This is a genomic window from Pseudoclavibacter helvolus (genome assembly GCF_049707175.1).
Classification (GTDB): Bacteria; Actinomycetota; Actinomycetes; order Actinomycetales; family Microbacteriaceae; genus Pseudoclavibacter; species Pseudoclavibacter helvolus_A.
Genome location: NZ_JBNAFM010000004.1, coordinates 199056 through 222006 on the forward strand (window position 1 = coordinate 199056; position 22951 = coordinate 222006).

Annotated in this window: 27 protein-coding genes; 11 read left to right on the forward strand and 16 right to left on the reverse strand. The window is 70.3% G+C overall.

The window, feature by feature from the left end:
* Positions 1–106: 106 nt before the first annotated feature.
* Positions 107–592 (reverse strand): hypothetical protein, encoded by a 486-nt coding sequence (locus ACPYN9_RS04985; RefSeq protein WP_424464450.1) that lies wholly within the window; start codon positions 590–592, stop codon positions 107–109.
* A complete protein-coding gene (gene fdhD / locus ACPYN9_RS04990; protein ID WP_424464452.1) occupies positions 589–1452 on the reverse strand; it encodes a formate dehydrogenase accessory sulfurtransferase FdhD in 864 nt (287 codons plus the stop codon). Before fdhD ends, ACPYN9_RS04985 begins: the two co-directional genes overlap by 4 nt.
* A gap of 246 nt (positions 1453–1698) precedes the next feature.
* On the opposite strand from fdhD, the gene ACPYN9_RS04995 reads away from it, so the two are divergent.
* Genes ACPYN9_RS04995 through ACPYN9_RS05015 form a run of 5 tightly spaced genes read left to right on the forward strand, consistent with a single transcriptional unit; the run spans position 1699 to position 5825 of the window.
* Positions 1699–2892, forward strand: a complete 1194-nt coding sequence (locus tag ACPYN9_RS04995) for a ThiF family adenylyltransferase (RefSeq protein WP_424464454.1) — start codon at positions 1699–1701, stop codon at positions 2890–2892.
* Positions 2889–4148 carry a gephyrin-like molybdotransferase Glp gene (gene glp / locus ACPYN9_RS05000; RefSeq protein ID WP_424464456.1) on the forward strand — a complete coding sequence of 420 codons (1260 nt, stop codon included), beginning with the start codon at positions 2889–2891 and terminating at the stop codon, positions 4146–4148. Before ACPYN9_RS04995 ends, glp begins: the two co-directional genes overlap by 4 nt.
* Positions 4149–4150: 2 nt before the next feature.
* Positions 4151–4624, forward strand: a complete 474-nt coding sequence (gene moaC, locus ACPYN9_RS05005; protein WP_424464458.1) for a cyclic pyranopterin monophosphate synthase MoaC — start codon at positions 4151–4153, stop codon at positions 4622–4624.
* Positions 4606–5580: an NTP transferase domain-containing protein gene (locus tag ACPYN9_RS05010; protein WP_424464460.1), complete on the forward strand. Its 975-nt coding sequence runs from the start codon at positions 4606–4608 to the stop codon at positions 5578–5580. The genes moaC and ACPYN9_RS05010 overlap by 19 nt, the downstream gene beginning before the upstream one ends.
* Positions 5577–5825, forward strand: coding sequence for a MoaD/ThiS family protein (locus tag ACPYN9_RS05015; protein WP_424464462.1), 249 nt, complete (start codon positions 5577–5579; stop codon positions 5823–5825). The genes ACPYN9_RS05010 and ACPYN9_RS05015 overlap by 4 nt, the downstream gene beginning before the upstream one ends.
* Positions 5826–5876: 51 nt before the next feature.
* Here the strand turns inward: ACPYN9_RS05015 and moaA are convergent, their stop codons facing one another.
* Genes moaA through ACPYN9_RS05035 form a run of 4 tightly spaced genes read right to left on the reverse strand, consistent with a single transcriptional unit; the run spans position 5877 to position 8406 of the window.
* Entirely contained in the window at positions 5877–7004 is a 1128-nt protein-coding gene (gene moaA, locus ACPYN9_RS05020) for a GTP 3',8-cyclase MoaA (protein WP_424464464.1), read from the reverse strand.
* Positions 7001–7423, reverse strand: coding sequence for a molybdenum cofactor biosynthesis protein MoaE (locus ACPYN9_RS05025; RefSeq protein ID WP_424464465.1), 423 nt, complete (start codon positions 7421–7423; stop codon positions 7001–7003). The genes moaA and ACPYN9_RS05025 overlap by 4 nt, the downstream gene beginning before the upstream one ends.
* Positions 7420–7962, reverse strand: coding sequence for a MogA/MoaB family molybdenum cofactor biosynthesis protein (locus tag ACPYN9_RS05030; RefSeq protein ID WP_424464467.1), 543 nt, complete (start codon positions 7960–7962; stop codon positions 7420–7422). The genes ACPYN9_RS05025 and ACPYN9_RS05030 overlap by 4 nt, the downstream gene beginning before the upstream one ends.
* Positions 7963–8001: 39 nt before the next feature.
* Positions 8002–8406, reverse strand: a complete 405-nt coding sequence (locus tag ACPYN9_RS05035) for a DUF1304 domain-containing protein (RefSeq protein ID WP_424464468.1) — start codon at positions 8404–8406, stop codon at positions 8002–8004.
* 54 nt (positions 8407–8460) lie between these two features.
* Here ACPYN9_RS05035 and ACPYN9_RS05040 point away from each other — a divergent pair, with 54 nt between their 5' ends.
* The 3 genes from ACPYN9_RS05040 (at position 8461) to ACPYN9_RS05050 (ending at position 9987) form a co-directional block, all read left to right on the forward strand.
* Complete coding sequence (locus tag ACPYN9_RS05040) at positions 8461–9021, forward strand: TetR/AcrR family transcriptional regulator (RefSeq protein ID WP_424464470.1); 561 nt, start codon at positions 8461–8463, stop codon at positions 9019–9021.
* A gap of 100 nt (positions 9022–9121) precedes the next feature.
* Complete coding sequence (locus ACPYN9_RS05045; protein ID WP_424464472.1) at positions 9122–9505, forward strand: ArsR/SmtB family transcription factor; 384 nt, start codon at positions 9122–9124, stop codon at positions 9503–9505.
* On the forward strand, positions 9502–9987 hold the full coding sequence (locus ACPYN9_RS05050) for an SRPBCC family protein (RefSeq protein WP_424464474.1): 486 nt from the start codon (positions 9502–9504) through the stop codon (positions 9985–9987). Before ACPYN9_RS05045 ends, ACPYN9_RS05050 begins: the two co-directional genes overlap by 4 nt.
* A gap of 231 nt (positions 9988–10218) precedes the next feature.
* Here the strand turns inward: ACPYN9_RS05050 and ACPYN9_RS05055 are convergent, their stop codons facing one another.
* From ACPYN9_RS05055 to ACPYN9_RS05070, 4 genes are all read right to left on the reverse strand, one after another.
* Positions 10219–11508, reverse strand: a complete 1290-nt coding sequence (locus tag ACPYN9_RS05055) for a glycosyltransferase family 4 protein (protein ID WP_424464476.1) — start codon at positions 11506–11508, stop codon at positions 10219–10221.
* Positions 11508–13775, reverse strand: coding sequence for a glycoside hydrolase domain-containing protein (locus tag ACPYN9_RS05060; protein WP_424464478.1), 2268 nt, complete (start codon positions 13773–13775; stop codon positions 11508–11510). The genes ACPYN9_RS05055 and ACPYN9_RS05060 overlap by 1 nt, the downstream gene beginning before the upstream one ends.
* A gap of 134 nt (positions 13776–13909) precedes the next feature.
* Complete coding sequence (locus ACPYN9_RS05065; protein ID WP_424464480.1) at positions 13910–14809, reverse strand: oxygenase MpaB family protein; 900 nt, start codon at positions 14807–14809, stop codon at positions 13910–13912.
* Positions 14793–15200, reverse strand: coding sequence for a MarR family winged helix-turn-helix transcriptional regulator (locus tag ACPYN9_RS05070; protein WP_424464482.1), 408 nt, complete (start codon positions 15198–15200; stop codon positions 14793–14795). Before ACPYN9_RS05070 ends, ACPYN9_RS05065 begins: the two co-directional genes overlap by 17 nt.
* Before the next feature lie 89 nt (positions 15201–15289).
* On the opposite strand from ACPYN9_RS05070, the gene ACPYN9_RS05075 reads away from it, so the two are divergent.
* The 3 genes from ACPYN9_RS05075 to ACPYN9_RS05085 all read left to right on the forward strand — a co-directional run bounded on the left by ACPYN9_RS05075 (position 15290) and on the right by ACPYN9_RS05085 (position 18433).
* Positions 15290–16216 (forward strand): SDR family NAD(P)-dependent oxidoreductase, encoded by a 927-nt coding sequence (locus tag ACPYN9_RS05075; RefSeq protein WP_424464483.1) that lies wholly within the window; start codon positions 15290–15292, stop codon positions 16214–16216.
* Positions 16217–16298: 82 nt separating this feature from the next.
* A complete protein-coding gene (locus tag ACPYN9_RS05080; RefSeq protein WP_424464485.1) occupies positions 16299–17765 on the forward strand; it encodes an alanine--tRNA ligase-related protein in 1467 nt (488 codons plus the stop codon).
* 71 nt (positions 17766–17836) lie between these two features.
* Positions 17837–18433, forward strand: a complete 597-nt coding sequence (locus ACPYN9_RS05085; RefSeq protein ID WP_424464487.1) for a hypothetical protein — start codon at positions 17837–17839, stop codon at positions 18431–18433.
* A 57-nt stretch (positions 18434–18490) separates the two neighbouring features.
* Here the strand turns inward: ACPYN9_RS05085 and ACPYN9_RS05090 are convergent, their stop codons facing one another.
* The 6 genes from ACPYN9_RS05090 to ACPYN9_RS05115 all read right to left on the reverse strand — a co-directional run bounded on the left by ACPYN9_RS05090 (position 18491) and on the right by ACPYN9_RS05115 (position 22760).
* Positions 18491–19153 carry a PadR family transcriptional regulator gene (locus tag ACPYN9_RS05090; protein ID WP_424464489.1) on the reverse strand — a complete coding sequence of 221 codons (663 nt, stop codon included), beginning with the start codon at positions 19151–19153 and terminating at the stop codon, positions 18491–18493.
* Positions 19154–19261: 108 nt separating this feature from the next.
* Positions 19262–19687: an NUDIX hydrolase gene (locus ACPYN9_RS05095; RefSeq protein ID WP_424464490.1), complete on the reverse strand. Its 426-nt coding sequence runs from the start codon at positions 19685–19687 to the stop codon at positions 19262–19264.
* A 57-nt stretch (positions 19688–19744) separates the two neighbouring features.
* Positions 19745–21271, reverse strand: a complete 1527-nt coding sequence (locus ACPYN9_RS05100) for a trypsin-like peptidase domain-containing protein (RefSeq protein WP_424464492.1) — start codon at positions 21269–21271, stop codon at positions 19745–19747.
* Between the two features lie 69 nt (positions 21272–21340).
* Positions 21341–21643, reverse strand: coding sequence for a hypothetical protein (locus ACPYN9_RS05105; protein ID WP_424464494.1), 303 nt, complete (start codon positions 21641–21643; stop codon positions 21341–21343).
* Positions 21640–22215, reverse strand: a complete 576-nt coding sequence (locus ACPYN9_RS05110) for a hypothetical protein (protein WP_424464496.1) — start codon at positions 22213–22215, stop codon at positions 21640–21642. The genes ACPYN9_RS05105 and ACPYN9_RS05110 overlap by 4 nt, the downstream gene beginning before the upstream one ends.
* Positions 22212–22760: an RNA polymerase sigma factor gene (locus tag ACPYN9_RS05115; protein ID WP_424464498.1), complete on the reverse strand. Its 549-nt coding sequence runs from the start codon at positions 22758–22760 to the stop codon at positions 22212–22214. The genes ACPYN9_RS05110 and ACPYN9_RS05115 overlap by 4 nt, the downstream gene beginning before the upstream one ends.
* Positions 22761–22951 lie beyond the last annotated feature (191 nt).

A 22951-nucleotide genomic window follows, 5' to 3' on the forward strand; every position in this document is an offset into this window, starting at 1 on the left:
CATCTCACGCGAGTCCGCACGTGCGAGTCGGTCCGGCTCGTTCGACCCGCAGATGCGCTCGCGGAAGCGTTCAGCCCGCTCGGCTGCGCCAGACCGCCGGCGGCACCTACCGCAGAATCTCGACCAGCAGCACCCAGGCGTTGAGGGTGGCGCCGGCGAACGTCAGAAGGAACCCCGCGGCGATCCAGTACAGCGACTCCTCCCAGGTCCCGACCGCGAGCGCGCCCCCGATGAGCATGGGCAGCACCTGCAGCACACTCCAGACGGCGCGCAGCACGTGGTCGCGCAGATGCCCGTGCGGGGTCCTGAAGCCGATGACGCTGGTCCGCCAGTAGAGGGCGGCGACCACCAGCGTGAAGGCGATCGTCACGGCCCCAAACGCAGGGAGGCTGATCCCAGGGATCAGGCCAGCCGCGCCGACGATGACGATCAGCAGCAGCGACGCGATCGTCGCCCCGGCCCGAGACGGCATGCTCGTGATCTTGATGATCGTCGCGACATTCACCGACATGGCCACGATGATGAGGCCGGCCAGCGCGGCGCCCGCGCCGACGGTGGCGACGAAGAAGCTCTCCCACGCGTCGACGTTCACGGGCGTGCGTCCATGCCGTCATCGGTGTGAAGGATGCGGTCCGGCCGCGAGTAGAGCACCATCGACTCCCCGCGCAGGAAGCCGATGAGCGTCATACCGCTCGCCTCAGCAAGTTCCGCCGCGAGCGACGACGGCGCCGAGACCGCTGCGAGGATCGGGATGCCCGCCATCTTCGCCTTCTGCACGAGTTCGAAGCTCGAGCGTCCGGAGACCTGCAGCACCGTGCCGGTCAGCGGCAGCCGGTCGTTCTGCACTGCCCACCCGATGACCTTGTCGACGGCGTTGTGGCGTCCGACGTCTTCCCGCAGCACCAGCAGCCGACCCGTCGCGGCGTCGAAGAGGGCCGCCGCGTGCAGCCCGCCGGTCTTCTCAAAGACGGCCTGCTGCTCACGAAGCCGCTCGGGGAACGTCACGAGCCGCTCCGCATCCAGTGTCACCGGGTCGCCCGACACATCGTAGCTCGACGTCAGCTCGACGGCGTCGATGCTCGCTTTGCCGCACAGGCCGCACGAGCTCGTCGTATAGAAGTTCCTGGCGAGGTCCGGGTCGGGGCTCGGCGTGCCCGGGGAGAGGCGCACGTCGAGCACGTTGTAGGTGTTGAGCCCGTCGGCAGTGCCGTCGGCGCCCGCGCAGTACATCGCAGACTGGAACTGCTCGCCGCGCGCGATGACGCCCTCGGAGACGAGGAAGCCGGCCGCGAGCTCGAAGTCGTTGCCCGGGGTGCGCATCGTGATCGCGAGCTGCTGCCCGCCGACCCGAATCTCGAGGGGCTCTTCGGCCGCGAGGAAGTCGGCCTTGGTCTTCGGGGGCTGCCCGAGACTCAGCCGCGTGACGCTCCGTCGCACCGTGATCCGACCCACGCGCTCATGCTAGCCCGCCACCGCGCATCCGCCCACACTCCCCGCGAGTTGCCCCAAACGGTCGCTCTGCGACGCTCGACAGCGACCATTTGGGGCAGCTCGCGGCACCGCGGGCACCGCGGCAGGGTCGGAACGCGCGTCGGCGCGGGTGGGGGCGGCGGCGCGCGGGCGGGATGCGGGGCGCGGGCGGGATGCGGGGCGCGGGCGGGCGGCGGCGCGCTCGGGATGCGGCGGTAGGGTGACGCCATGCGTCTCGCCCCGCTTGTCGAACCGTCCCCCGAGCTCGGCGGCGACGAGCTCGCCCGCACCGCACGGCAGCGTCGTCTGCCCGAGCTCGGTGAGATCGGGCAGCGCCGCCTCGCCGCGAGCCGGGTCGCCGTGCTCGGTGCAGGCGGCCTCGGCGCGCCAGCCCTGCAGTACCTGGCGGCCGCGGGCGTCGGCACGATCGGCGTCATCGATGCGGATGCGGTCGAGCCGAGCAACCTGCACCGGCAGGTCATCCACGGCATCGGGGACGTCGGCGAGCGCAAGACCTCGAGCGCCGCGCGCAGCCTGCGACAGCTCGCGCCGCAGGTGCAGGTCATCGAGCACGACGAGCGCCTCGACGACCGCAACGCGGAGCGCATCCTCGGCGCCTACGATCTTGTGCTGGATGGCGCCGACAACTTCGCGACCCGCTACGCCGTGGCCGACGCCTGCGAGCGTCTGGGGCTGCCTTTGGTCTGGGCCTCCGTGCTGCGTTTCGACGCGCAGCTGAGCGTGTTCTGGTCGTCCCCTCCCGAGCCGGCGGACGGCGTCACCCTCCGAGACGTCTTCCCGGAGCCCCCGCCGGCGGGCTCGGTGCCCTCGTGCGCCGAGGCCGGGGTGCTCGGCGCGCTGTGCGGCATCGTGGGCTCGATGATGGTGGCCGAGGCGATCAAGCTCATCACCGGCATCGGTGAGCCGCTGCTGGGCAGGCTCGTCGTCGTCGAGGCGCTCACGATGCGCGTCTCAGAGGTGCCGCTGCGGGCGGCTTCCCGCGAACATACGGCACCCGCCGGGCAGGGCGCGGCGCGCGAGCCGAACGCAGCGCCGTCGCCCATCAACTTCGACCCGCTGCGGGATGCGCGCGGCAGGTTCGTCGATGTCCGTGAGCCCGACGAGTACGCGGCCGATGGAGTGCCGGGCGCCGTGTCGCTGCCGCTCAGCGAGCTGCTGCAGCTCGAACGAGACGAGGCCGCACTGCGAGGACGGGTCCACAGGCTCGTCGGCGAGGACGCGGGCACGAAGGACTCCCCGCTGAACCTGTACTGCGTCTCCGCCGCACGCGCGCGCCGCGCAGCGCTGCTGCTCGCCCCCTACGGTCTCGAGGTGCGCGTGGTGCAGACCCCAGCGCTCCGCGAGCTGCGGGCTCTGCAGTCGCCGCGGGCGGGAGCCGCTACGGACGGAGCGGGAGCATGATCGAGGTCGAAACCCAGCTGGCGCGGGTGCTTGCGGAGACTGAGCAGCTGCCGGTCGAGCGTGTCCCCCTCGCGGCTGCCCACGGCCGGGTCATAGCCGAGACGGTCACGGCCCGGTACTCGCTCCCGCCCTGGACGAACTCCGCCATGGACGGCTACGCGGTCCGCGCCCTCGACGTGGCGGCCGCGAGTCCCGAATCCCCCGTCACCCTCGCCGTCGTGGCGGACCTGCCTGCTGGCGCATCCGCCAACCCCTCCCTTGGTCCGGGCCAGGCCGCGCGCATCATGACCGGTGCTCCCGTCCCGTCGGACGCCGATGCGATCGTGCCCGTGGAGGCGAGCGACGGTGGCGTGCGGCGAGTGCGCATCACCTCGCCCGCCGCCCCCGGCGCGCACATCCGCGTCGCAGGGGAAGACCGAACACCAGGCGACCCGCTCGTCGCGGCGGGAGCACGCGCAGGCGCCGAGGTGCTCTCGGCGCTCGCCTCCGCCGGCTACGGCACCATCGAGGTCGCCCGCCGCCCCCGCGTCGCCGTCATCGCGACGGGTAGCGAGCTCGTCGCGCCCGGTGAACCGCTCGAGCGCGGTCAAATTCCGGACTCCAACTCGCTACTCATCTCCTCGCTGGCCGCGGAGCATGGGGCGGAGCTCATCGACGTGCTGCGCGTCTCCGACGAGACCACGCACCTCGAGGCCGCACTGCACGAGCTCGCCCGGCGCTGCGACGTCATCGTGCTCACAGGCGGCGTGAGCATGGGCGCCTACGACCCCGTCAAAGAGCTCCTCTCCCCTGGCGGCCAGGTGCGGTTCGAGAAGGTCGCCATGCAACCGGGCAAGCCGCAGGGGTTCGGCCGTCTCGCGGCCCCGTGGGTTGGCGACGGGGAGGTCGGCCCGCTCGTGTTCGGCCTGCCAGGCAACCCGGTCAGTGCGTGGGTGTCGTTCCTCGTCTTCGTCCGACCCTGCCTGCGTGCCCTGCAGGGCGCATCCGTCGTCGAGGACCCGACGTTGAGCGCCGTCGCGGAGGTCGGCTGGCGCACGCCGCCGGGCCGTCGACAATACCTGCCCGCGCGCATCCGCACGACCGACGCGGGGGTGTCGGTCTCCCCGGCAGCGGCGCGCGGCTCGGGCTCGCACCTGGTCGGCAGCCTCGCCGATGCGAACGGCTACGCGATCGTCGGGGCCAGCGTCGAACGCGTCGAGGCTGGCGACGTCGTGCAGGTCGTCCGGCTGATGTCGGACGTGGATGCCAGACTCTGAGCATGACGAACTTCACGCACCTTGACGCCGCCGGACACGCTCGCATGGTCGACGTGACCGAGAAGCAGCCGACCGTGCGGGCCGCCACCGCATCCGGCATGGTCTACTGCGGCGGGCAGGTGCTCGAGGCCCTCACGAACGACGCCGTGCCGAAGGGCGACGCGTTCGCCGTGGCCCGCATCGCGGGCATCCAGGGCGCGAAGAAGTGCGCTGAGCTGCTGCCACTCGCCCACATCATCGGCGTGCACGGCGCCACCGTCGACCTCCAGCTGCGCGACGACGGGGTGCTCATCACGGCGACCGTGCGCACGGCCGACCGCACGGGCGTCGAGATGGAGGCGTTCACCGCCGTCTCCGTGGCGGCGCTCGCGCTCGTCGACATGGTGAAGGGCATCGATAAGTCGGTGACGATCGGCGACATCAAGCTCATTGCGAAAACCGGCGGAAAGTCGGGGCCGTGGACTCGCGAGCAGTAGCACCTGACTCCCCCGACGCGGGGCAGGAGGCCGACTTCGACGCCGTGGTGCTCGCCGGCGGCCGCGGCTCGCGGCTCGGGGGCGTCAGCAAGGGCGAGCTCGAGGTGGGCGGGCGGCGGCTGGTCGACATCGCCGTCGCCGCAGCCCACGACGCGGGCGCCAGCCGCGTGTTTGTCGTCGGCCAGGTGGCAGTGGATGCGCCTGCCGTCGTCGTGCGCGAGGAGCCCCCGTTCGGAGGGCCCACGGCTGGCCTCGCCGCCGCGCTCCCTGCCGTGGCGGCGTCCCGCCTGCTGTTGCTGGCCTGCGATCTCCCGCGCGCGGCGGACCTCGTCGCGTTGCTCCTCAACGCCGATGACCGGTCGCCCGGTGAACCCGGCCGGACTGCGGAGGGTGACGGGCGGGTGATCGTCGACGCCGGTGGGCGCACGCAGTGGCTCGCGGGCCTCTACCGCACGGCGGCGGTCAGGGAGGCGCTCGACGCCGCGACCGCCCGGGGCGATGTCCACGGCCTGCCGCTTCGACGCATCCTCGAGCCCCTCCACCTCGAGCGGCTGCCCGACACCGACAACGCCAGCGACGACATCGACACCCCAGAGCACCTCGCCGCCGTGCGTCGCGCGCACGATGCTGCTCGCACCGACCACCGCACGCCCCCGGAGAGAGGACCCGCAGCCATGAACGACACCCCGAAGCACCTGCCCCCGGAGGCGCTCGACGAATGGCTGGCCGAGGTGCAGCGCCTGCTCGAGCTCGACGACCGCCTCGAGGTCGGCGCGCTGCTCGACGTGGCCAGGGACGTCGCCCACAACGTCGCGCGGCCGGCCGCCCCGCTCACCACCTTCGCCCTGGGCCTCGCGCTCGGTCGCCAGAGCTCCGCCGCCGACTCCCCGGAGGTCTTCGCGAGACTCGCCGAACTCGTGACCGCTCGCGCCATCGCCTGGGAGCGCGAATCATGACCGCGCCATCCCGAGTGCGCGTCTTCGCGGGCGCCGCGGAAGCCGTGGGCGGCAGCGAGTTCACGCTCGAGATCAGCTCGATCGGCGAGCTCCTGGCCGCGCTCAACCCGGGCGGCGACGCCCACGTCGCCGAGGTACTCGCCCGCTGCTCGTTCCTCGTCGACGGAGCACGCACGTCCGACCCCGGGGCCCAGCTCGCGCCGGGGGCGTCGGTCGATGTGCTCCCACCGTTCGCGGGCGGCTGACGCCGGGCCCGTGACGAGCCAGCACCGCGTCCGGATCTGCGCGAGCGCCCGCTAGCCGCCGATCGCGTTCATCCCGCGGGCCGGCTGCAGGAAGCTCGGGTCGTTGATGGCGTGACCAGGCAGCTTGTTGTGGATGCACGAGCGCAGCGTGGCATCGACGGCGAGCTCGGATGGCGTCCACTGCCCCGCCGCGTGCCGCTCACGCCCGCGGTCGTCGCCGTCTGCGGCGAAGCCAGGGTCGGCTCGCAGGATCGGCATGAGGTCGTACTCGCTGGTCGAGAACAGGCAGTTGCGCAGCTGACCGTCGGCGGTGAGCCGCAGTCGGTCGCAGTTGCCGCAGAACGGCGCGGTGACCGAGGCGATCACGCCGACCGTGTGGGGGCCGCCGTCGATCGCCCACCGCTCTGCGGGTGCCCCGCCGCGACCGGGCACGGGCTCAAGCGCGAACCTCGCCGAGAGCGCCTCGAGCAGCTCTTCTCGGGTCACCATCTGCGCGCGGTCCCAGGTGTGTCCCGCGTCGAGCGGCATCTGCTCGATGAACCGCATTTGCGCGTCGTGGTCGAGCGCGAACTCCACGAGCTCCACGATCTCGTCGTCGTTCACGCCTCGCATCGCGACGGCGTTCAGCTTGAGCGGCCGAAGCGAGGAGGCCTGAGCCGCACGGATGCCGGCCAGCACGTCGTCGAGCTTGTCGCGCCTCGTGAGCGACGCGAAGCGGTCGCGGCGCAGCGTGTCGATGGAGATGTTGAGGCGGTCGAGGCCCGCGTCGATGAGCTGCGGCAGCATGCGCGGCAGCAGGATGCCGTTCGTGGTCATCGCCACCTGGACGGGGCCGGCCGGCCCTTCGATCTGGGAGACCCGGCGCACGATGTCGACGACGTCGCGTCGGAGGAGCGGCTCACCGCCGGTCAGCCGGAAGGTCGTGATGCCCGAGGCCGCGGCCAGCTGCGCGATGCGCACGATCTGGTCGGTCGTGAGGATGCTGTCCTTCTCGAGGAACTCGTTGCCTTCGGCCGGCATGCAGTAGGTGCACCGCAGCGAGCACTTGTCGGTCAGCGAGATACGCAGGTCGCGGTGCACGCGCCCGTGGGTGTCGACCAGCGGGTCGCCCGGGGCGGCGGGCAGCTGCGCCTCCACGAGGCGAGGGCGGCGCGAGATGGTGACGGGTACGGCGGTCATGGCAGGCCGACCCATGACGCACTGCCGTCGGCTTCGTGCTGCTGCTTCCAGATCGGGACCTCGGCTTTGACGGCTTCGACGAGCGCGCGGCTCACGTCGTAGGCATCGCCGCGGTGGGCACTCGCGACGCACGCGATGAGCGCGATGTCGCCGACGTCGAGGTGGCCGATGCGGTGGCTCACTGCGACGCGAACCCCCTCCCGAGCGTGGGCGGCCGCAAGGCGCTCGAGCACGAGCTGCGCGTCGGGATGCGCGGTGTAGTCAAGCGACACGACCTGGCCGGCGGCCTCGGGGTCGTGGTCCCTGATCTGACCGATGAAGGTCACGACGGCACCCGCGTGCGGGTCGTCGACGGCCGCGAGGTGCTCGGAGAGGAGCAGCTCGTCGGTCGTGACGCGGGCGAGAGGGCTGGGACTCACGAAGGGTGGTCACCGCCGCGCAGCTGGTCGAGGAGGTGCGGGATGAGGGGCGCGAGCAGGGCTGCTCCGTCGCGCGCCGCCCCCGGTGAGCCCGCGAGGTTGACGACGAGGCTCGGGGCCCCGCGGCCCGGGCGATCGATGATGCCGGCGATGCCCCGCGAGAGCACGGCCGTCGGGACCGTGTCGCGTGCCGTGGCGCGCAGCGCCTCGGCGATGCCGGGAAGCTCTCGGGTGATGAGGGGCCAGGTGGCCTCAGGGGTCTCGTCGCGGGGCGAGAGGCCCGTGCCGCCGAGCGTCAGGATGACGCGCGCATCCGCATCCGCCGCCTGCGCGATGGCTTCGCGGACCACCGTGGCCCCGTCGGCAACGACACTGAGCGTCACCGAGGTGAAGCCGTGGCGGGTGAGCGCTTCGACCGCCGCCGGACCGGAGAGGTCTTCGCGCTCGCCGCGTGCCGACCGATCGGAGACCGTGATGACGGCGATCGCCGCCTGCTGCTCTGAGTCCGATGCCTGCGGCTCGGGGGACGCTTCCTGCATGGCTCGAGCGTACCCGCTCGAGGCTCGCGAGAGCCCAGCTCAGCCCGCGAGCGCGCCGGTCGCCGCCGCGACGCTGAGCAGGGCGACCGCGATGAGCGGGAAGGTGCCCTGCATGGCGCCGGCGCGCAGCTTCGTGCGGTCGTTCGTGATGAGGACGATGGCGGCGAGCAGCATTGATCCGGCGCCGGCGAAGACGAGCGTGGCGCCGACGGCGTGCTGCCCTGCGACGACCAGGACCACGCCGAGCCCGGCCATGATCGCGAGGAAGAGGTTGTAGAAGCCCTGGTTGTAGGCCATGGGCTTGAGGGTCTCCGCGACCTCGAGTGACGGCACGCCGAAGGTCTTCCTCGTCGACGCCGCGGTCCAGCGGACCGACTCGAGGACGAAGATGTAGACGTGCAGGAGAGCCGCGAGGACGGCGAAGACGAGGGCGGCGACAAGCATGGGGGCTCCTAGATCGGTGTATTCTGTAACGAACGTTACAGTATCGGGGGCCACATGGCACGCACCACAAGCTTCGACCACACCGCGGCCGTCACCGGCGCGAGAGCGTTGTTCTGGCGCGTGGGCTACGACTCCGCCTCAACGGGCGACCTCGAGGCAGCCACCGGCCTGAGCCGTTCGAGCATCTACAACACCTTCGGCAGCAAGCGCGCACTGTTCGACGCAACCGTCCAGAGCTACCTCGACGACATCGTGCATCCACTGCTCACCCCCTTGCTCGCCGACCCTGTCGCACCCTCCGCACTCGACGACTACCTCGAGCGACTGTCGCGGGCCGTCGCCCAGCAGGATCGACGCGACGACGTGCGAGGATGCCTGCTTCTCGCAACGACCTCCAGCTCACTCTCAGACGACCCTGAGATCCGCGCATCCGTCACCGACTACCGCTCGACGCTCGAGGATGCGATCACCCGGGGCGCGATCGCAGCAGGGCACACGCGCCAGACCGCGACCCTCGTGACGGCGGCACTGGTTGGAGCGTTAACCATCGCTCGAGTCGACAGCACTGCCGCGGTCGATGCACTCTCGGCAGCGAGGGACCTCGTCGCCCCCTGAGTTCGCGCGCGGCTCTTCTCAACCCAACGGTTGACAAATGCCAGATCGAGGAGCATGCTGGTTTTATCAACCATCCGGTTGAGAAACCGAACGGAGGGCAATGAACGCCGACGCACTCTCCCCCGTCTTCGCTGCCCTCGCCGACCCGACCCGACGAGACATCGTGGCCAGACTCGCCGAAGGTGACGCCACCGTCGGCGAGCTCGCCGCCCCCTACGACATCTCTGTGCAGGCCGTCTCGAAGCACCTCCGCGTGCTCGAGGACTCGGGCCTCGTCACCCGCGCCAGCGACGCCGTGCGCGCACCCCGCCACCTCGAAGCGGAGGTCCTCAGCCTCATGACCAAATGGATCCAGCGCTACCAGGCGACCGCCGAAGCCCGATTCCGCCGGCTCGACGCGCTCCTCGAAGCCTCCGCGGCCGAGCATCCCTCGCACGAAGCACCCAGCCCCACCCCACCGCCCACGAAAGGAACCCCATCATGACCAGCACCTCAGCCAAGGACACCGTCGTCACCGTCGGCGAGGACCTCCCGAACGTCGCCGTCACGCGCGAGTTCGACGCCACACCAGACCGCGTCTTCCGCGCGTTTGTCGACCCCGACCTCTTCACCAAGTGGGTTGGACCGCACGAGGTCGCCACGAACGTCGACCACTGGAACGCCGTGACAGGCGGCGCCTACCGTTGGGTGAACCTGCAGGACGGCGAGGAGATCGCGAGCTTCTACGGCTCGTTCCACGAGATCCGCGAGAACGAGCGCATCGTGCAGACGCAGACGTTCGAGATGATGCCAGACAGCGTGCTGCTCGAGACCATCACGTTCGAGCCCCGAGAAGGCGGCCGGACGCGGGTCACGAGCGTCAGCCTGCTCGACTCGTTCGAGGCGCGTGACGGCCTGGTCGCCAGCGGCATGGAGTACGGCGTTCGCGCGGGGTACGAGAAGCTCGACGCACTCCTCGCCGCCTGACGAGCAGGCCGGCCCTGCCTGACGCCGTCCGACGCCGTCCCTCCGCAAGCATCCGCACTGCCTCCCGCCCGCCACTGACCAACCTGCGTGACGAAAGCCTCGAGATCCAGCACGGCGTGCCGGGTTCGGGGCTTTCATCACGCAAGTTGGTCAGGCGTTCAGGCGGCGATGCGGTCCGGCGGTCGGCGGCGATGCGGTCCGGCGGCGAGACGCGCACCGCGCCTCCGCGCCTCAGGCCGCGAGCGCCGCCTGAGGCAACCTGCTGAAGAGCCGGTCGAAGACGGCGAGTCGGTCGAACTGCAACGCGTAGTCCCTTGCCTGCACGGCGAGCAGCCTGCGCTCGGCGGCCGTCGTCTCGAGCACGGCCGTGTTGAGCGCCTCGGCGATCGCCGTCGGGCTGTTGACGGGCACGATGAGCGCGTGCTCGCCAACGGCTTCCCCTACCCCGCCCGTGACGGTCGTGATGACGGGGCCCCCGCCGGCCAGCATCTTCTCTGCGAGCGCGATACCGAACGTCTCGATGAACTCGGGGCGTGGCTTCGTCGGCAGCACAAACGCGGCGCAGCCTGCCATGAGGAACGGCTTCTCCGCGTCGCCGACGTCTTCCAGGAAGTGGATGCGGTGCGCGAGCGGCGAGACGGCCCCGATGGCTTTGAGTTCCTCGGCCTGCGGCCCGCGGCCGGCGATGACCAGCTGGACCTCGGGGTCGTCGGCGACGCGCGACTGCTCGAACCCGGCGATGAGGTCCTCGACGCCCTTCGCCTCGGTCAGCCTGGAGAGGAACATGACGTAGCGGTCCCTCGTGAGGCCGCGCGCCTCGACGGCCGAGGTGATGTCGGCGTCGGCCAGGCCGACGTAGGCACTGGAGTCGATGGCCGGGTAGGAGATCTCGATACGGCTCTCGCACTGCGGCGCGTAGCGGGTGCCGTGCTGGGCGTCGACCTTCGCGGCCTCCCCCACGATGAGGTCCCTCGTGTATTCGGACACGGCGACGCACACGTCTTGGGAGAGGTAGGCGGAGAGGATGTGGGCGGCAGCACCCAGGCGCCCCTCTTCGACGGCGTGCTTGACGACGTTGGTGACGTCGGAGCCCACCGCCTCCGCGATGGTCGTCACGTTGACGGGCAGGCCGGTCGACCGCGCGACGGTGAGTGCTTCGGCGACGGCGAGCGTGTGCGGGCTGAGGTAGAGCGACATGCAGACCGTGGGGACACCGTCGGTGAACAGCTCGACGAGGCGTCCGACGAGTCCGGCGAGGTAGCGGCCGTCTGGCACCTTGTAGTCGCCGACGGGGGCCGGGCGGTCGACGAAGATGCCGTCGCTGTAGGGCATGACGGTGTCGAGCGGCTTGAGGGGCAGCCCCGCGGATTGGAGCCGCTCGATGGGCCAGGTGACGATGCGCACTTCGTCGAAGCCGCGCAGGCGCGCCGCCTCGGCGAGGTTGCGCGCTTCCACGGAGTGGCCGCAGATGACGGGATCGGCGCGGACGACGATCACGAGGCGGTGCTGGATCTTGTTCATCAGGGTCCTTCCGGGGTTGGTGTCGAGGGGTGTGCGCCGACGTGGGGTGGGTGTGCTGTGGTGGTTGCTGGGGCGGGGAACGAGGTGGGCAGGTCGCCTGCTCGGGTCCCCCAGTCGCTGGGCTCGGTGCCGAGTTCCAGGTGCAGTTCCTGGGCGGCCATGAGCTCGCTCGGGGACAGCCAGCTGCGGCTGAGCGGTCGTCCGTCGAGGTGGGCGCTCTGCACGTACTGCACTGGGCCGCCGTGGGCTGGCTCGCGGAACCCGGTGGTGGTCACGCGAAAGCGCTCGCCATAGACCGCGATCGACGTCTCGGCGAAGGCTGGAGCGTTGAGGAGGAAGCTGGCCTGGCCTGCGACGGGGAAGAGCCCGAGCGAGGCCCAGACGTACCAGGAGCTGAGGCCGCCGGAGTCGTCGTTGCCCGGCAGGCCACCTCGCCCGGTGGCGTACTGCTGCGTGGTGACGGCGTGCACGATCTCTGCGGTGCGGTCTGGCCTGCCGGCGTAGTGGTAGGCCCATGGGGCTTCCATGTCTGGCTCGTTGTTGAGGCCTTCGAAGCGCCCGAGTGCGTAGCCCGCGGCGAGTTCCTCGACGGCGGGCGAGCGGCCCGGCTGGGTGACGGGCGGCGCGCCGTAGCCGAAGAACTCGTCGAGCTGCGCCACGAACCCCTCCGGTCCGCCGCTCAGCTGCATGCGCCCGGCCATGTCGTGCAGGATGCGGAACGAGTAGTTGTGCTTCGACCCCTCGTAGAAGGTCGAGTCGACGAGGAGCCCTGTGGTGGGGTCGAAGGCGTTTCGCCATTGCCCGGCGCGCTTCTCGAGCTGCTGCACGAGCTGCAGGTCGCCGACCCTGGCGGCGACGCGGGCGGTGCACCAGTACCCGAAGGCGAGGTCGAGCGTGTGGGTGATGGGATGCGCGGTGCCTCGGAGCAGGAATTCCTCGCCGTAGGTGCGCCGAAGGTCGTCGGCCATGTGCACGAGGGCCCAGTCCCAGTCGATGCCGGGGAGTCCGAGCTGGCAGAGGTCGGCGAGGAACGTGTGGGCGAGCGCGCTTCCCTGCCGGGAGAAGCGGTCGCTGCCTTTGGCCATGCGGTAGCCGATGGGGAAGTTGCCTTCTTCTTCGCAAATGGTGAGCAGGGCGTTGGCGAGTTCGACGGCCTTGTCGGGGCGCAGCGCGGTGAGCAGGGGCAGCTGGGTCCGGTAGATGTCCCACATCGTCGACAGGTCGAAGACGAACGGGCCGTCGCTTGGCCAGAAGGGGCTTTCTCCCCAGGCGAAAGAGGGCTTGACGAACGAGTGGTAGAGGGCGGTCGAGAACACGGTCTCGCGCTCGGTCGAGCTCGTTTCGACGTTAATCTCGTCGAGGAGCCCCTGCCATTCGCGTTCGGTCTCGGCGGCACGGTCGGCGAAGCGCGCCTCTCCGTCGCCGCAGTCCGCCCTGAGGTTGCGCTCGGCCTGCTCGACTCCGCGCAGCGAGAACCCGATCCGCACCTCGACGACCTGCCCCTCGTCGCTCGGGCCGGCCCACATGAGTCCGAATGGGCGGAGCGTGGTGGGGCGGATGTGGTCGAAGTCGAGGCGAGTTCCGCCTGGCATGAGGCGCCGGTCGTGCCACAGCATCTGCCGCCACTGCGGCGTATCGCACTCGATGTGCACGGCGAGCGGGGCGCCCTCTGCGACGATCTCGCCCGTTGCGACGCCGGGGCGGACGGTCTCGAGGTGGGCCCGCAGCGGCACGGTGGCGCCGTAGGGGATGGCGAGGCCGCCGAGCGAGAAGTCGACGACGACCCGGGCGCTCGCGTGCTTCGGGAAGGTGTACCGGTGCACGGCGCTCTTGGGGCCGACCGTGATCTCAGCGCGGATGCCGTTGCCGAGGGTCGCCGCGTAGTAGCCGGGCGACGCGTCCTCGTCGTCCAGCGACCAGGTGCGCCCGAGCACGTCGAGGGGCTCAATCATCGGGGTCACCCGGAAGTAGTTGTAGTACTTGCGGATGGCGCCGGTGCCGGACTGCTGGAAGTGGGTGAACCCGGAGGCGAGCGGTCGGTCGTAGATCGTCTCGGGCACTCCCTCGAGGCTGAGGTCGTAGCGGCCGTAGCCGGTCGGGTAGGCCCCGGAGTAGGCGCACGCCGACACCATCCCGAGCGGGTACGTGGCGCCAGGGTGCGTGTTGCCGATCTGCGGCTTCGGCCACCACCAGGTGGCGGCCAGACCCGTCTGCGGCGGCAGCGCAGTCGGCTCTGTGCCGATGAACGGGTCTACTCGGGTGGTCATGGTGCGAGCCTGGACGGGCACTGCTACGGGAGTGTGGACGTCACGTTACGTTCCCGCGTCGGGAGTCTGTGCGCGACCTGGGTCGCTGCGGTCGGCGTGCGGTGGCGGGGCCGAGCGGGTCGCAGCGCCCTGACTCACACCAGCGGCTGTCCGCGGCGGATGCGCCTGCGCACGTCGGCGAGGAGCAGCCGGTACACGAGCCCTGAGACGGCCAGCGGGAGCGCGCGCTCGATGCGCACGAGGGCGGCGCGCTGGCCAACGAACCACGCCTCATCGGCCGGGGTCCAGCGCACGCGAAGAGCGCGGCGGAATTCCGGGGGCAGGAAGCCGATGGTGAGCCGCTGGTGCCAGGCGCGCATGCGCGCTGGGAGAACCTTTGCCGCGAACTCGAGGCGCGAGACGTCGAGCAGGTAGGCGCGCACCTCGTCGTCGACGTGCAGCTTGGCGACCTCGCCGCTCCAGTAATCCTCGAACGCGGCTCGGGTGCCGGGCCAGGCCTGCGGCGGCATCTGCAGGGTGGTGCCGAACACGCGCCCCTCGAGCAGGAAGCGTTCCGCGACGTCCACCGCTTGCGGGCCGTCGACGAGCTCCAGCACGTCGCGCGAGCCGACGAAGAGGCACGCGGCGACCCACTTCTGCAGGTCGACCCACAGCGCCGAGTAGTCCTGCGTGGCCCGCGGGTCGCGGTAGGAGCGGACCTGCGCGTGCTGCCGGGTGACGGCCCGGCGGTAGAGCCTGCGCTCCTCCGGGGTGCCGAGGACAGCCACGGCGAGGTAGCTGAGGGTCGTCCTCGTGCGCTTGAGCGGATGCACGTCGAGGCGACCGCTGGTCACGCGGCTGTGCGCGACGCCTTGCCCGACGGCAGGGTTCGAGAGCTGCATGATGACGTTGGCCGCGCCCATCGTGAGCGCGAGGAGCCGGGAGCTGCGTGGGAGCTCCACGCAGACGATGTCATCAACCGAGGAGGCGCTCCAGCGACCGTCGCCGCGTCGTGCGCCGCGTTCGGCCGGAGCGGCTTCAGGCGCCTGAGGCACTCAGGCTCTTCGCGATGGCCTTGAGCTCGGTGCTCGAGCATCCGGCGAGCGGCGAGGCGCGCTTGAGCGCCGCGATGGCCAGCTTCCGCACCCGCTTCCCCTCGGCGGTGAGGGTCAGCACGCGCGATCTGCGGTCGTGCTCGCCCTCGCGGCGCTCGACGAGCCCGCGGTCGACGAGGCGGTCGGAGACGAAGGTCAGGTTCGACGCGTTGCAGTGCAGCTTCGTCGCGAGCTCCTTCATGGCTGGCGGCTGGGCGTCGGGATCGATCGCCCACAGCGCCTGCGCCGTGGGGAAGGTCAGTCCAAGGGCTTCGAGTTCGCGCTCGGCTGCCTCGTTGGTGCTCTGCGCGGTTTCGTAGACGGCACGAAGCGCCCGTTCCAGCGAATCCATATTCAGTACCTTACGCCACGGAAATATTTCAGCAATCGAAGCGTTGTACTCTGAGTCTCGAAACGTTCGAGGCTTGAAGGAGTGTGACGATGAAGACCTTCGCCATCACCGGTGCCACGCAGGGAGTCGGCTACTTCGCCGCCGAAGAGCTCGCTCGCCGCGGCCACCACGTCGTTCTGCTGGGACGCAACCCCGACAAGCTCAACACCGCCCTCATCTCCATCACCGAGCAGGTGCCTGATGCGAGCACCAGCCGCATCCTGCTCGATCTCACGTCGAGCGAGTCCATCGCCAGCGCTGCTGCCTCACTGAGCGCCCGCGAACGCCTGGACGGCGTCCTCCTGAACGCCGCCCACATGGCCCCGGGTGCCCAGCGCGAGCGAGACTCCGCGGGCCGCGAGCTCACGATGTCAACGAACCACCTCGGCCACTTCGAGCTGACGGCGCAACTCATGGATGCGCTGGTGGCGCCGGCGTCGCCGGGCGACGAGCTCGAGGACGGCCCGCGACGCGTCGTCGCGGTGGGCAGCCTCGCCACGCGCATCTACCCGTTCGACCTCGAAGATTGGCAGAGCACGCACCTGTACGAGCCGAAGCGGGCGTACGCCGCGTCGAAGCACGCGCTCGAGATGTTCACGTTCGAGCTCGACCGCCGCCTCCGCGCGGCCGACGCCCCCGCCGAGGCCCTGGTCGTCGATCCGGGCATCCCGGTCAACGGAGCGACGCCGACTCGCGCGGGCGTCAACGAGCCGACAGCCTGGCAGCGCTTCGCCTCCCGCATCGCCGGCCCCTTCGCGCACGGCAAGCACCGTGCCGCCGCGATTGCCGTCCATGCGCTCACGAGCACCGACGTCGCCGGCGGCGACTACCTCGGACCGGCTCGCACCACGCGCGGCGCCCCGGTGAAGCTGGACAAGCCAGCCACGCAGCGAGACCGCGAACGCGCCGAGCGCCTCTGGCGGCTGAGCGAGGAGTCGACCTCGGCCACCTTTCGCCTGGCGGAGACGGTCGCCTAGCTGACACGTCGGGGGGGGTCGGGCCGCCGCCACGAACGGACATCCCGCGCACCCGCATCCGCAGGTATGAAACACTCTGCACATGGACGCGCACGAGATTCGCAATGCCTACCTCGCCTACCAGGAGCGACTCGGCCACGTCCGTATCGACAGGGCCCCGCTGATCCCTCGCGGCGACGGCTCGACGCTGTTCACGGGCAGCGGCATGCAGGCCCTCCTCCCCTACCTGCTCGGTGAAGATCACCCCGCCGGAACCCGCCTCACCGACAGCCAGCCGTGCGTGCGTGCGCAGGATATCGACGACGTAGGCGACAACCGCCACACGACGTTCTTTGAGATGCTCGGCAACTGGAGCCTCGGCGATTACTTCAAGGCAGCGCAGATCCCCGCCTTCCTCTCATTCCTCGTCGACACCGTCGGGCTCGACCCGAACCGCCTGTACGTCACCGCGTTCATCGGCGACGACGACGCCGGCATTCCGCGCGACGACGAGGCGGCGCGAATCTGGCAGGCCGCCTTCCAGGAGCGCGGCATCGAAGCTGGCATCGTGGCCATCGGCAGCCAGGCGGACGGCGATGCTCGCGGCGTCAACCCGGGCGAACGCATCTTCTTCTACGACGGCGGCGAGAATTGGTGGTCGCGCGGGGGCTCGCTGGCGGCGACCCCGATCGGCGACCCGTGCGGACCCGACAGCGAGGTCTTCTACGACTTCGGGCCGGAGCATCACGACCCCGCGTACGGCAAGGCGCATCCGGCCAGCGACAGCGGCCAGTTCATGGAGATCGGCAACCAGGTCTTCATGCAGTACCGGCGCCTCGAGGATGGCTCCTTCGCGGAGCTCGAGCGGCGCAACGTCGACTTCGGCGGGGGCCTCGAGCGCATCGCGGCGGCCGCCATCCACTCCCCCGACGTCTTCCGCATCTCGCTGCTGCGCCCCATCGTCGAGCACATCGAGCGACTGAGCGGCGAGACCTACGAAGAACACACCCTCTCGATGCGGATCATCGCCGATCATCTGCGCGGAGCGACCTTCCTGGCCGTCGACGGCGTCGTGCCGTCGAACAAGGAGCAGGGCTACGTCATGCGCCGCCTCGTGCGGCGGGCCATCCGCGAGGCGCTCATCCTGGGCATCTCTGAGAACTTCTTCGCCGAGCTCGTGCCAACGATCGCCGACCTGTACGTCGACGACTACCCGGAGGTCCGCGAGCGACGCGACGAGGTCATCGCGGTCCTCGTCAAGGAGGAGCGCTCGTTCCGGCGCACGCTCAAGGGCGGGCTCAAGGCGCTCGCCGCGTACGAGGGCTCGACGCTCACGGGCGCGGACGTCTTCCTCCTCTCCGACACCCACGGGTTCCCCCGCGAGCTCAGCGTCGAGGAGGCGAGGCGCCAGGGCATCGAGGTGGCCCCGGAGTGGGAGGCGGAGTTCCTCGCAGCGCTCGAGGAGCAGCGCGCCCGCTCTCGCGGCGCCACGAAGCTCGGCGCCGCCGGCCTGCCACGCCAGGACGCGACGGCCGGTTCGGAGCAGCGGGCCGGCAAGGACGAGGGATGATGTTCCGCTGGCGGAGGAAATCGCGAACGTCGTCGACGAGTCAGCAGACGAAACCCAAAAAAAAGACGGGCTTGCCGCCCGTCATCTTCCCTGAGTTGTCGGAGGCCATCGACGACGGCATGCTGCTCGCGCTGCGCATTGTCCGGCTCGACGTGAAGAACGCGATCATCAAGCGCACGGTCGGTGAGAAGGTGCCGTTCGAGGCCGCCGATTACCGGGATGCGGCGAACGCGTCGCTCGACCGGGTGCTTAAGGAGCTGCGTTACTCGGCGGAGCGGGTCGCCGGCGTGCGAGACCGTGCGCGACCGGGCAGGTCGCTGAGCGCGCACGACTATCGGCACGCCGACATCGAGACGCTGAGCTTTCGGGAGCGCGCGTCGCAGGCGGTGAGCGAGCGCATCGAAGCCGACCGCGAGGACCAGGCGTACGTTGACGGTCTCATCGAGCAGGCGAGAGCGGATGCGTGGACTGAGATCTCTGCGCACATCGAGCACGAGCTGCTCGACCCCTGGTCGAAGGACAGCCCGCGGATGCAGCTGCCGTCGTCGCCAGAGGACGACCCGGAACGCGGGAGCCGGTTCGACGAGCTCGAGAAGGAGCTCCGAAAGCTGGCGCGTGAGGCGAAGATCCAGGAACGACGCGACGCGAAGCAGCGCGAGCGCCCCTGAGCTCTCGGGGGGAATCTCCCGGCCGGGATGCGCCGACCGGGACCTCGCGCACGGCGCCTACTTGGCGAGGATCGCGTACAGCGCCTTGCGGGCGTCGTCGAGCACCTTGGTGGCTTCTTGCTGTTGCTCGTCGGTCGCACCGAGCCGGAACTGCTGCATGACGCCCATGAACTGCATGGCCGACTCTCGGAGACTGGTCGCCGACTCGGACATTCCGGCGACGCCGCGCCACCCCTGCTCGAGCTCTTCTGCGTGCTCGGACACGTAGGTGCGCCCGGACTCGCTGAGCTCGAACACCGGCTTCTTCTCGGTGCCGCCCTGCTCGATGAGCTCCTCGTCGACGAGCTGCTGAAGCGTCGGGTACACCGAGCCGGGGCTCGGACGCCAGACGCCGTCGGTCTTCTCGGCGATGCCCTTGATCAGGCCGTAGCCGTTCGATGGCCCCTCGGCGAGGAGGGACAGGATGGCGGCGCGGACGTCGCCCTTGCCCGCGCGCCGGTGGCCGCGAGGGCCGAACTTGGGGCCGAATCCTGGCCCGTGACCTCCTGCAGGGCCGAAGCCGGGACCAAAACCGCGACCGGGACCGAACCCGTGCGAGAAGCGACGGACACGTTCGTCGCGGCCGGCCTCGTTGTGGAAGCCGGGGGTGCGACCCCCGTCGTGGGCGTGGGCTCGCTCGGCGTCGAACGGGTGGTGCGTGTGTGTGAAGTGCTTGCGCATGGCTGAACCTTTCTGCCGGAGCTGCACGGTGCAACTCCGATAGCTCGACGATATATCGGTGAATGTTCGGTGTCAAGCGATATATCGAAGAATATTCAGACGCGGCGGTCAGCGCCTCGCCTCGCGACGCCTCCGCAACTCCGGCATCACGCATTCGCTGAGGAGCGGGGCGAGATCCGCGAGGTCGGCATCCGGGCCCGGGTACGCATCCACCCACCGAAGCTCATCGATCTCCGCCCGAGCGCGCGGAACCCCCGCGAGCGCGGCCAGGTACACGGTGCCGAGCAGATCGGTCGCGGCCTCGTTGGCCGCCGCGGTGCGCCACTCGCCGAGGAACGTGACGTCGGCGTCGGCGAGCGAGATGCCCACCTCCTCCTCGATCTCTCGGATCGCCGCCGCCTTCGGCGACTCCCCTGGCTCGAGCTTCCCGCCCGGCAGCATGAACTTCGTGGTGCCACGCTTGCGCACCGTGAGCACCTGCCCCTCGGAGTTCTCGAAGCAGATGGCGGCGACAGTCAACAAGGAAGCGGGCACACACCCAGGATAGGTGCGTGCCCGCGATCGTCGAAGGATCTTCCTCTGAGGTCGGCGCTACTGCCCCAGCTCACCGACCGTGACCTGGACCGTCTGCTCTTGTCCGCCGCGAACCAGCACGGCCTCGACCTGCGTGCCAGGCTCGAGCGCGCGGATCTGCGCGGTCAGGTCGGTGGAGCTCGAGACCCGGTGGCCCCCGAAGGCGGTGATCACGTCACCGGCCTGGATACCGGCCTGCGCCGCCGGTCCGCCGGCGGTCAGCTGGGCGACGTAGGCGCCGGCGACGCTCGAGTCGGCCGCGGTGGGGTCGGTGACGCTCGCGCCGAGGAATCCGTGCGCGACCGTGCCATCGGCGATGAGCTGGTCGGCGACGCGCTGCACGAGGTTCGACGGCAGCGCGAAGCCGACGCCGATGTTCCCTGCGGATTCGCTGCCGCTGCTCGCACCGGCGATGGCGACGTTGATGCCGATGAGTGCGCCGTCCTGGTTGACGAGCGCGCCGCCCGAGTTGCCGGGGTTGATGGCCGCGTCGGTCTGGATAACGGGAAGTGCGACGGATGAGGTGCCTCGAGTCGACGTCTGCCCCTCGGACGAGTTCGGGTCGCCGCGCCAGAAGTTGTACGGGCTGTTCTCCTGCGTGCCGTCGGACTCGACCTCCTCTGGCACGGCGGAGGAGCTCACGAGGATGCCTCGGTCGAGGGCGCTCACGACGCCTTCCGTGACGGAGTCGGAGAGCCCGAGCGGTGCGCCGATCGCGACCGCGACGTCACCGACGTTCAGCGTGTCCGAGTCGGCGAAGGCGATGGGGGTCAGGGAGGTCTCCTCGACCTTGATGATGGCCAGGTCGAGGACCGGGTCACCTGCCACGAAGGTGGCAGGCAGCAGCCGACCGTCGCTGGTCTGGACGGACAGCTCTGCGCTGCCCGTCGCACCATCGATCGTCGCGACGTGGTTGTTCGTCACGATGTACCCGGCCCCGTCGACGACGACGCCGGAGCCGCTGGCCGCCGCCTGTCCGGACGACGCAGAGATGGTCACGACGCTGGGCGAGGCGACCGCGGCGATGCTGGTCACCAGCGTCGCGTCCTGTGGGTTGTTCACGGTGATGGACTGCGAGCCACCAGAGGCCGCCGTGACCTGCGAGGAGCCGAAGCCGCCGACCACGGCACCGCCGACGCCGCCGCCGACGACACCGCCGACCAGGAGCCCGGCGGTCAGCAGGGCGATGGTCCCGAACCGGCGCTTGCGAGGCGGTGCATCCTGCGCGGTCGTTGGGCTCGCGGCCGGCCCGAAGCCGCTCGACGGGTACTGGTTCGAGCCGTACTGGGCCGTCGCGTAGTCCGGGGCGGGGTACTGCGCGGTCGGGTTCTGGTACTGCGCGCTTGGATGCTCGGGGCCGGCGTGGGGCGCGCTCGCCGCCTCACCGGGCACGTACTGGGCGGGCTCGCGCCAGCCGGACGCGGAAGAGTACTGCGGCGCAAACGAATGCCCCACCGGGGTGTGCGCAGACGGTTGGGAGAAGGGCCCCGAGGTCGACTGCTCGCCGTCCTGCGGGTTGGTTTCCGGGGTGAAGGGGGTGGACATAGGTGGTTCCTTTCGACACCACCGAGCATCATGCCCCTCGCTATGGCCTTCCTATGGCGAAGCTGTGGCTCAGCTTCGACCCGAGATCGCGTGGACCCGCACGCGGACTCGCACGATCGTTCCCTCGGGAAGCTCCACGAGCGCTGCGGCCTTGATCCGCGCCGCGAGCGCCTCGACGATACGCCCCTGGGGCCGAGACGAGTCGACGCGCACGCGCACCGTGATCAGCACCCCGTTGTCGTCAGTCCCGACCTCAACGTGCAGCGAACCGAGGTGAATGCCGACGATGGGGAGGAGCTCCACCACGCCCGGGGTCGCGAGAGCGGCGGCCTCGACGACCTCCGCGACACGCTCACGCTCACGCTCGATCATTCTTCACTCCTCACATCGGCGATGACGATATCGATGCCGGTGATCCGGAGCGTGGTGTGACGCTCCAGCGCGTCTGCGATCGCAGCCCGAACCCGATCCGCCAGCGGGTGCAGCGGCTGCAGGCCGAGCACGGTCACCGACACGGTCAGCTGCACCGGCGCACCTGGCTCCGTCACGTCGCCATCAAGCACGCAGCGCCCGATGAGCACGCCGTCGATGGCGTCGCCCGTCCGGCGGACCAGCTCGCGGACGACCCCCTCGCTCTGCGTGAACTCGAACTCCGGCTCCTGCGACGCGAGCGGGATCTCGCGGCCGGCGCGCGCATCCATCGCGATCCCCCGCAGCATCGACTGCAGCCACGCCCCGCTCGGCGCGGGCGCCGCAGCGGATTCCGCCTCGAGCAGCTCCTTGGAGGTGCGCGTGACGCGCTCGAGCGCCGCGAGCGCCCGCTCGCACTCAGGGTCTCCCTCGATCTCCGGGTTGTACGGCAGCCGACCCGCATCGAGGTACTCCGACAGCTGCGTCAGGGTGTAGCCCCCCGCGCCGATCGTCGGCTCGACTTCTTCGCTCATGCCCATTCCTCCATGCCTCGCAGCAGCGCGAGCCTCGCCCGCGAGAGGGCTCCTCGCACCGTGGATGTGTTCGTGTCGAGCTGCTCGGCGATCTCCGCGTACGTGAAGCCGGCCGTCTCCTTGAGGATCCAGCACTGCCGCTGGAGCTCCGGGAGCGACGCGAGCACGCGCGACGCCGCGTCGAGCTTCGCGTTCAGCTCCAGCTGGGCCAGCGGGCCGAGCTCGCGGGCCACCGGAGCGTCGACGTCGTCGATGTCCTGCTCGAACTTCCGCCGCCGAAGGCGATCGGTCGACTTCCGGGCCGCGATCTGCACGAGCCACGCACGCACAGCATCGGGGTCGCGCAGCAACTCCAGCCGATTCCAGGCCACGATGCACGCATCCTGGACCGCGTCTTCGGCATCGGCGCGCGACGACAGCAGCCTGATCGCCGTCGCGAGCATAAGCCCCCAGTGGCGGCGGATGAGCGTCTCGAAGGCACGCTCGTCCCCGTCCCTGGCACGAGCGACCAGCAGCGCGTCTGGCGCTTCTGCGAGGTCAGGCACGGAGCCTCCTTCGCGACATCCGGAGCAGCGAGCGCGATGGGAATTCAGCGCACCCGCCGGAACCCGGTCCGGCAACGACGACGAAGGGGTGTTTCCGTCGTGTCTCCGGCAACAGTAGGGCACGCCCGCCGAAGGCTTCCTGCGTTCCCCCGGAATGTTTCCAGCAGGTAAACTCCACACGCGCGCGGGTG

Coding starts and splice junctions, on each gene's coding strand:
- ACPYN9_RS04995 (WP_424464454.1), top strand. CDS start 1,699: ATGCGTCTCGCCCCGCTTGTCGAACCGTCCCCCGAGCTCGGCGGCGAC.
- glp (WP_424464456.1), top strand. CDS start 2,889: ATGATCGAGGTCGAAACCCAGCTGGCGCGGGTGCTTGCGGAGACTGAG.
- moaC (WP_424464458.1), top strand. CDS start 4,151: ATGACGAACTTCACGCACCTTGACGCCGCCGGACACGCTCGCATGGTC.
- ACPYN9_RS05015 (WP_424464462.1), top strand. CDS start 5,577: ATGACCGCGCCATCCCGAGTGCGCGTCTTCGCGGGCGCCGCGGAAGCC.
- moaA (WP_424464464.1), bottom strand. CDS start 7,004: ATGACCGCCGTACCCGTCACCATCTCGCGCCGCCCTCGCCTCGTGGAG.
- ACPYN9_RS05030 (WP_424464467.1), bottom strand. CDS start 7,962: ATGCAGGAAGCGTCCCCCGAGCCGCAGGCATCGGACTCAGAGCAGCAG.
- ACPYN9_RS05035 (WP_424464468.1), bottom strand. CDS start 8,406: ATGCTTGTCGCCGCCCTCGTCTTCGCCGTCCTCGCGGCTCTCCTGCAC.
- ACPYN9_RS05040 (WP_424464470.1), top strand. CDS start 8,461: ATGGCACGCACCACAAGCTTCGACCACACCGCGGCCGTCACCGGCGCG.
- ACPYN9_RS05045 (WP_424464472.1), top strand. CDS start 9,122: ATGAACGCCGACGCACTCTCCCCCGTCTTCGCTGCCCTCGCCGACCCG.
- ACPYN9_RS05050 (WP_424464474.1), top strand. CDS start 9,502: ATGACCAGCACCTCAGCCAAGGACACCGTCGTCACCGTCGGCGAGGAC.
- ACPYN9_RS05055 (WP_424464476.1), bottom strand. CDS start 11,508: ATGAACAAGATCCAGCACCGCCTCGTGATCGTCGTCCGCGCCGATCCC.
- ACPYN9_RS05060 (WP_424464478.1), bottom strand. CDS start 13,775: ATGACCACCCGAGTAGACCCGTTCATCGGCACAGAGCCGACTGCGCTG.
- ACPYN9_RS05070 (WP_424464482.1), bottom strand. CDS start 15,200: ATGGATTCGCTGGAACGGGCGCTTCGTGCCGTCTACGAAACCGCGCAG.
- ACPYN9_RS05075 (WP_424464483.1), top strand. CDS start 15,290: ATGAAGACCTTCGCCATCACCGGTGCCACGCAGGGAGTCGGCTACTTC.
- ACPYN9_RS05080 (WP_424464485.1), top strand. CDS start 16,299: ATGGACGCGCACGAGATTCGCAATGCCTACCTCGCCTACCAGGAGCGA.
- ACPYN9_RS05090 (WP_424464489.1), bottom strand. CDS start 19,153: ATGCGCAAGCACTTCACACACACGCACCACCCGTTCGACGCCGAGCGA.
- ACPYN9_RS05100 (WP_424464492.1), bottom strand. CDS start 21,271: ATGTCCACCCCCTTCACCCCGGAAACCAACCCGCAGGACGGCGAGCAG.
- ACPYN9_RS05105 (WP_424464494.1), bottom strand. CDS start 21,643: ATGATCGAGCGTGAGCGTGAGCGTGTCGCGGAGGTCGTCGAGGCCGCC.
- ACPYN9_RS05110 (WP_424464496.1), bottom strand. CDS start 22,215: ATGAGCGAAGAAGTCGAGCCGACGATCGGCGCGGGGGGCTACACCCTG.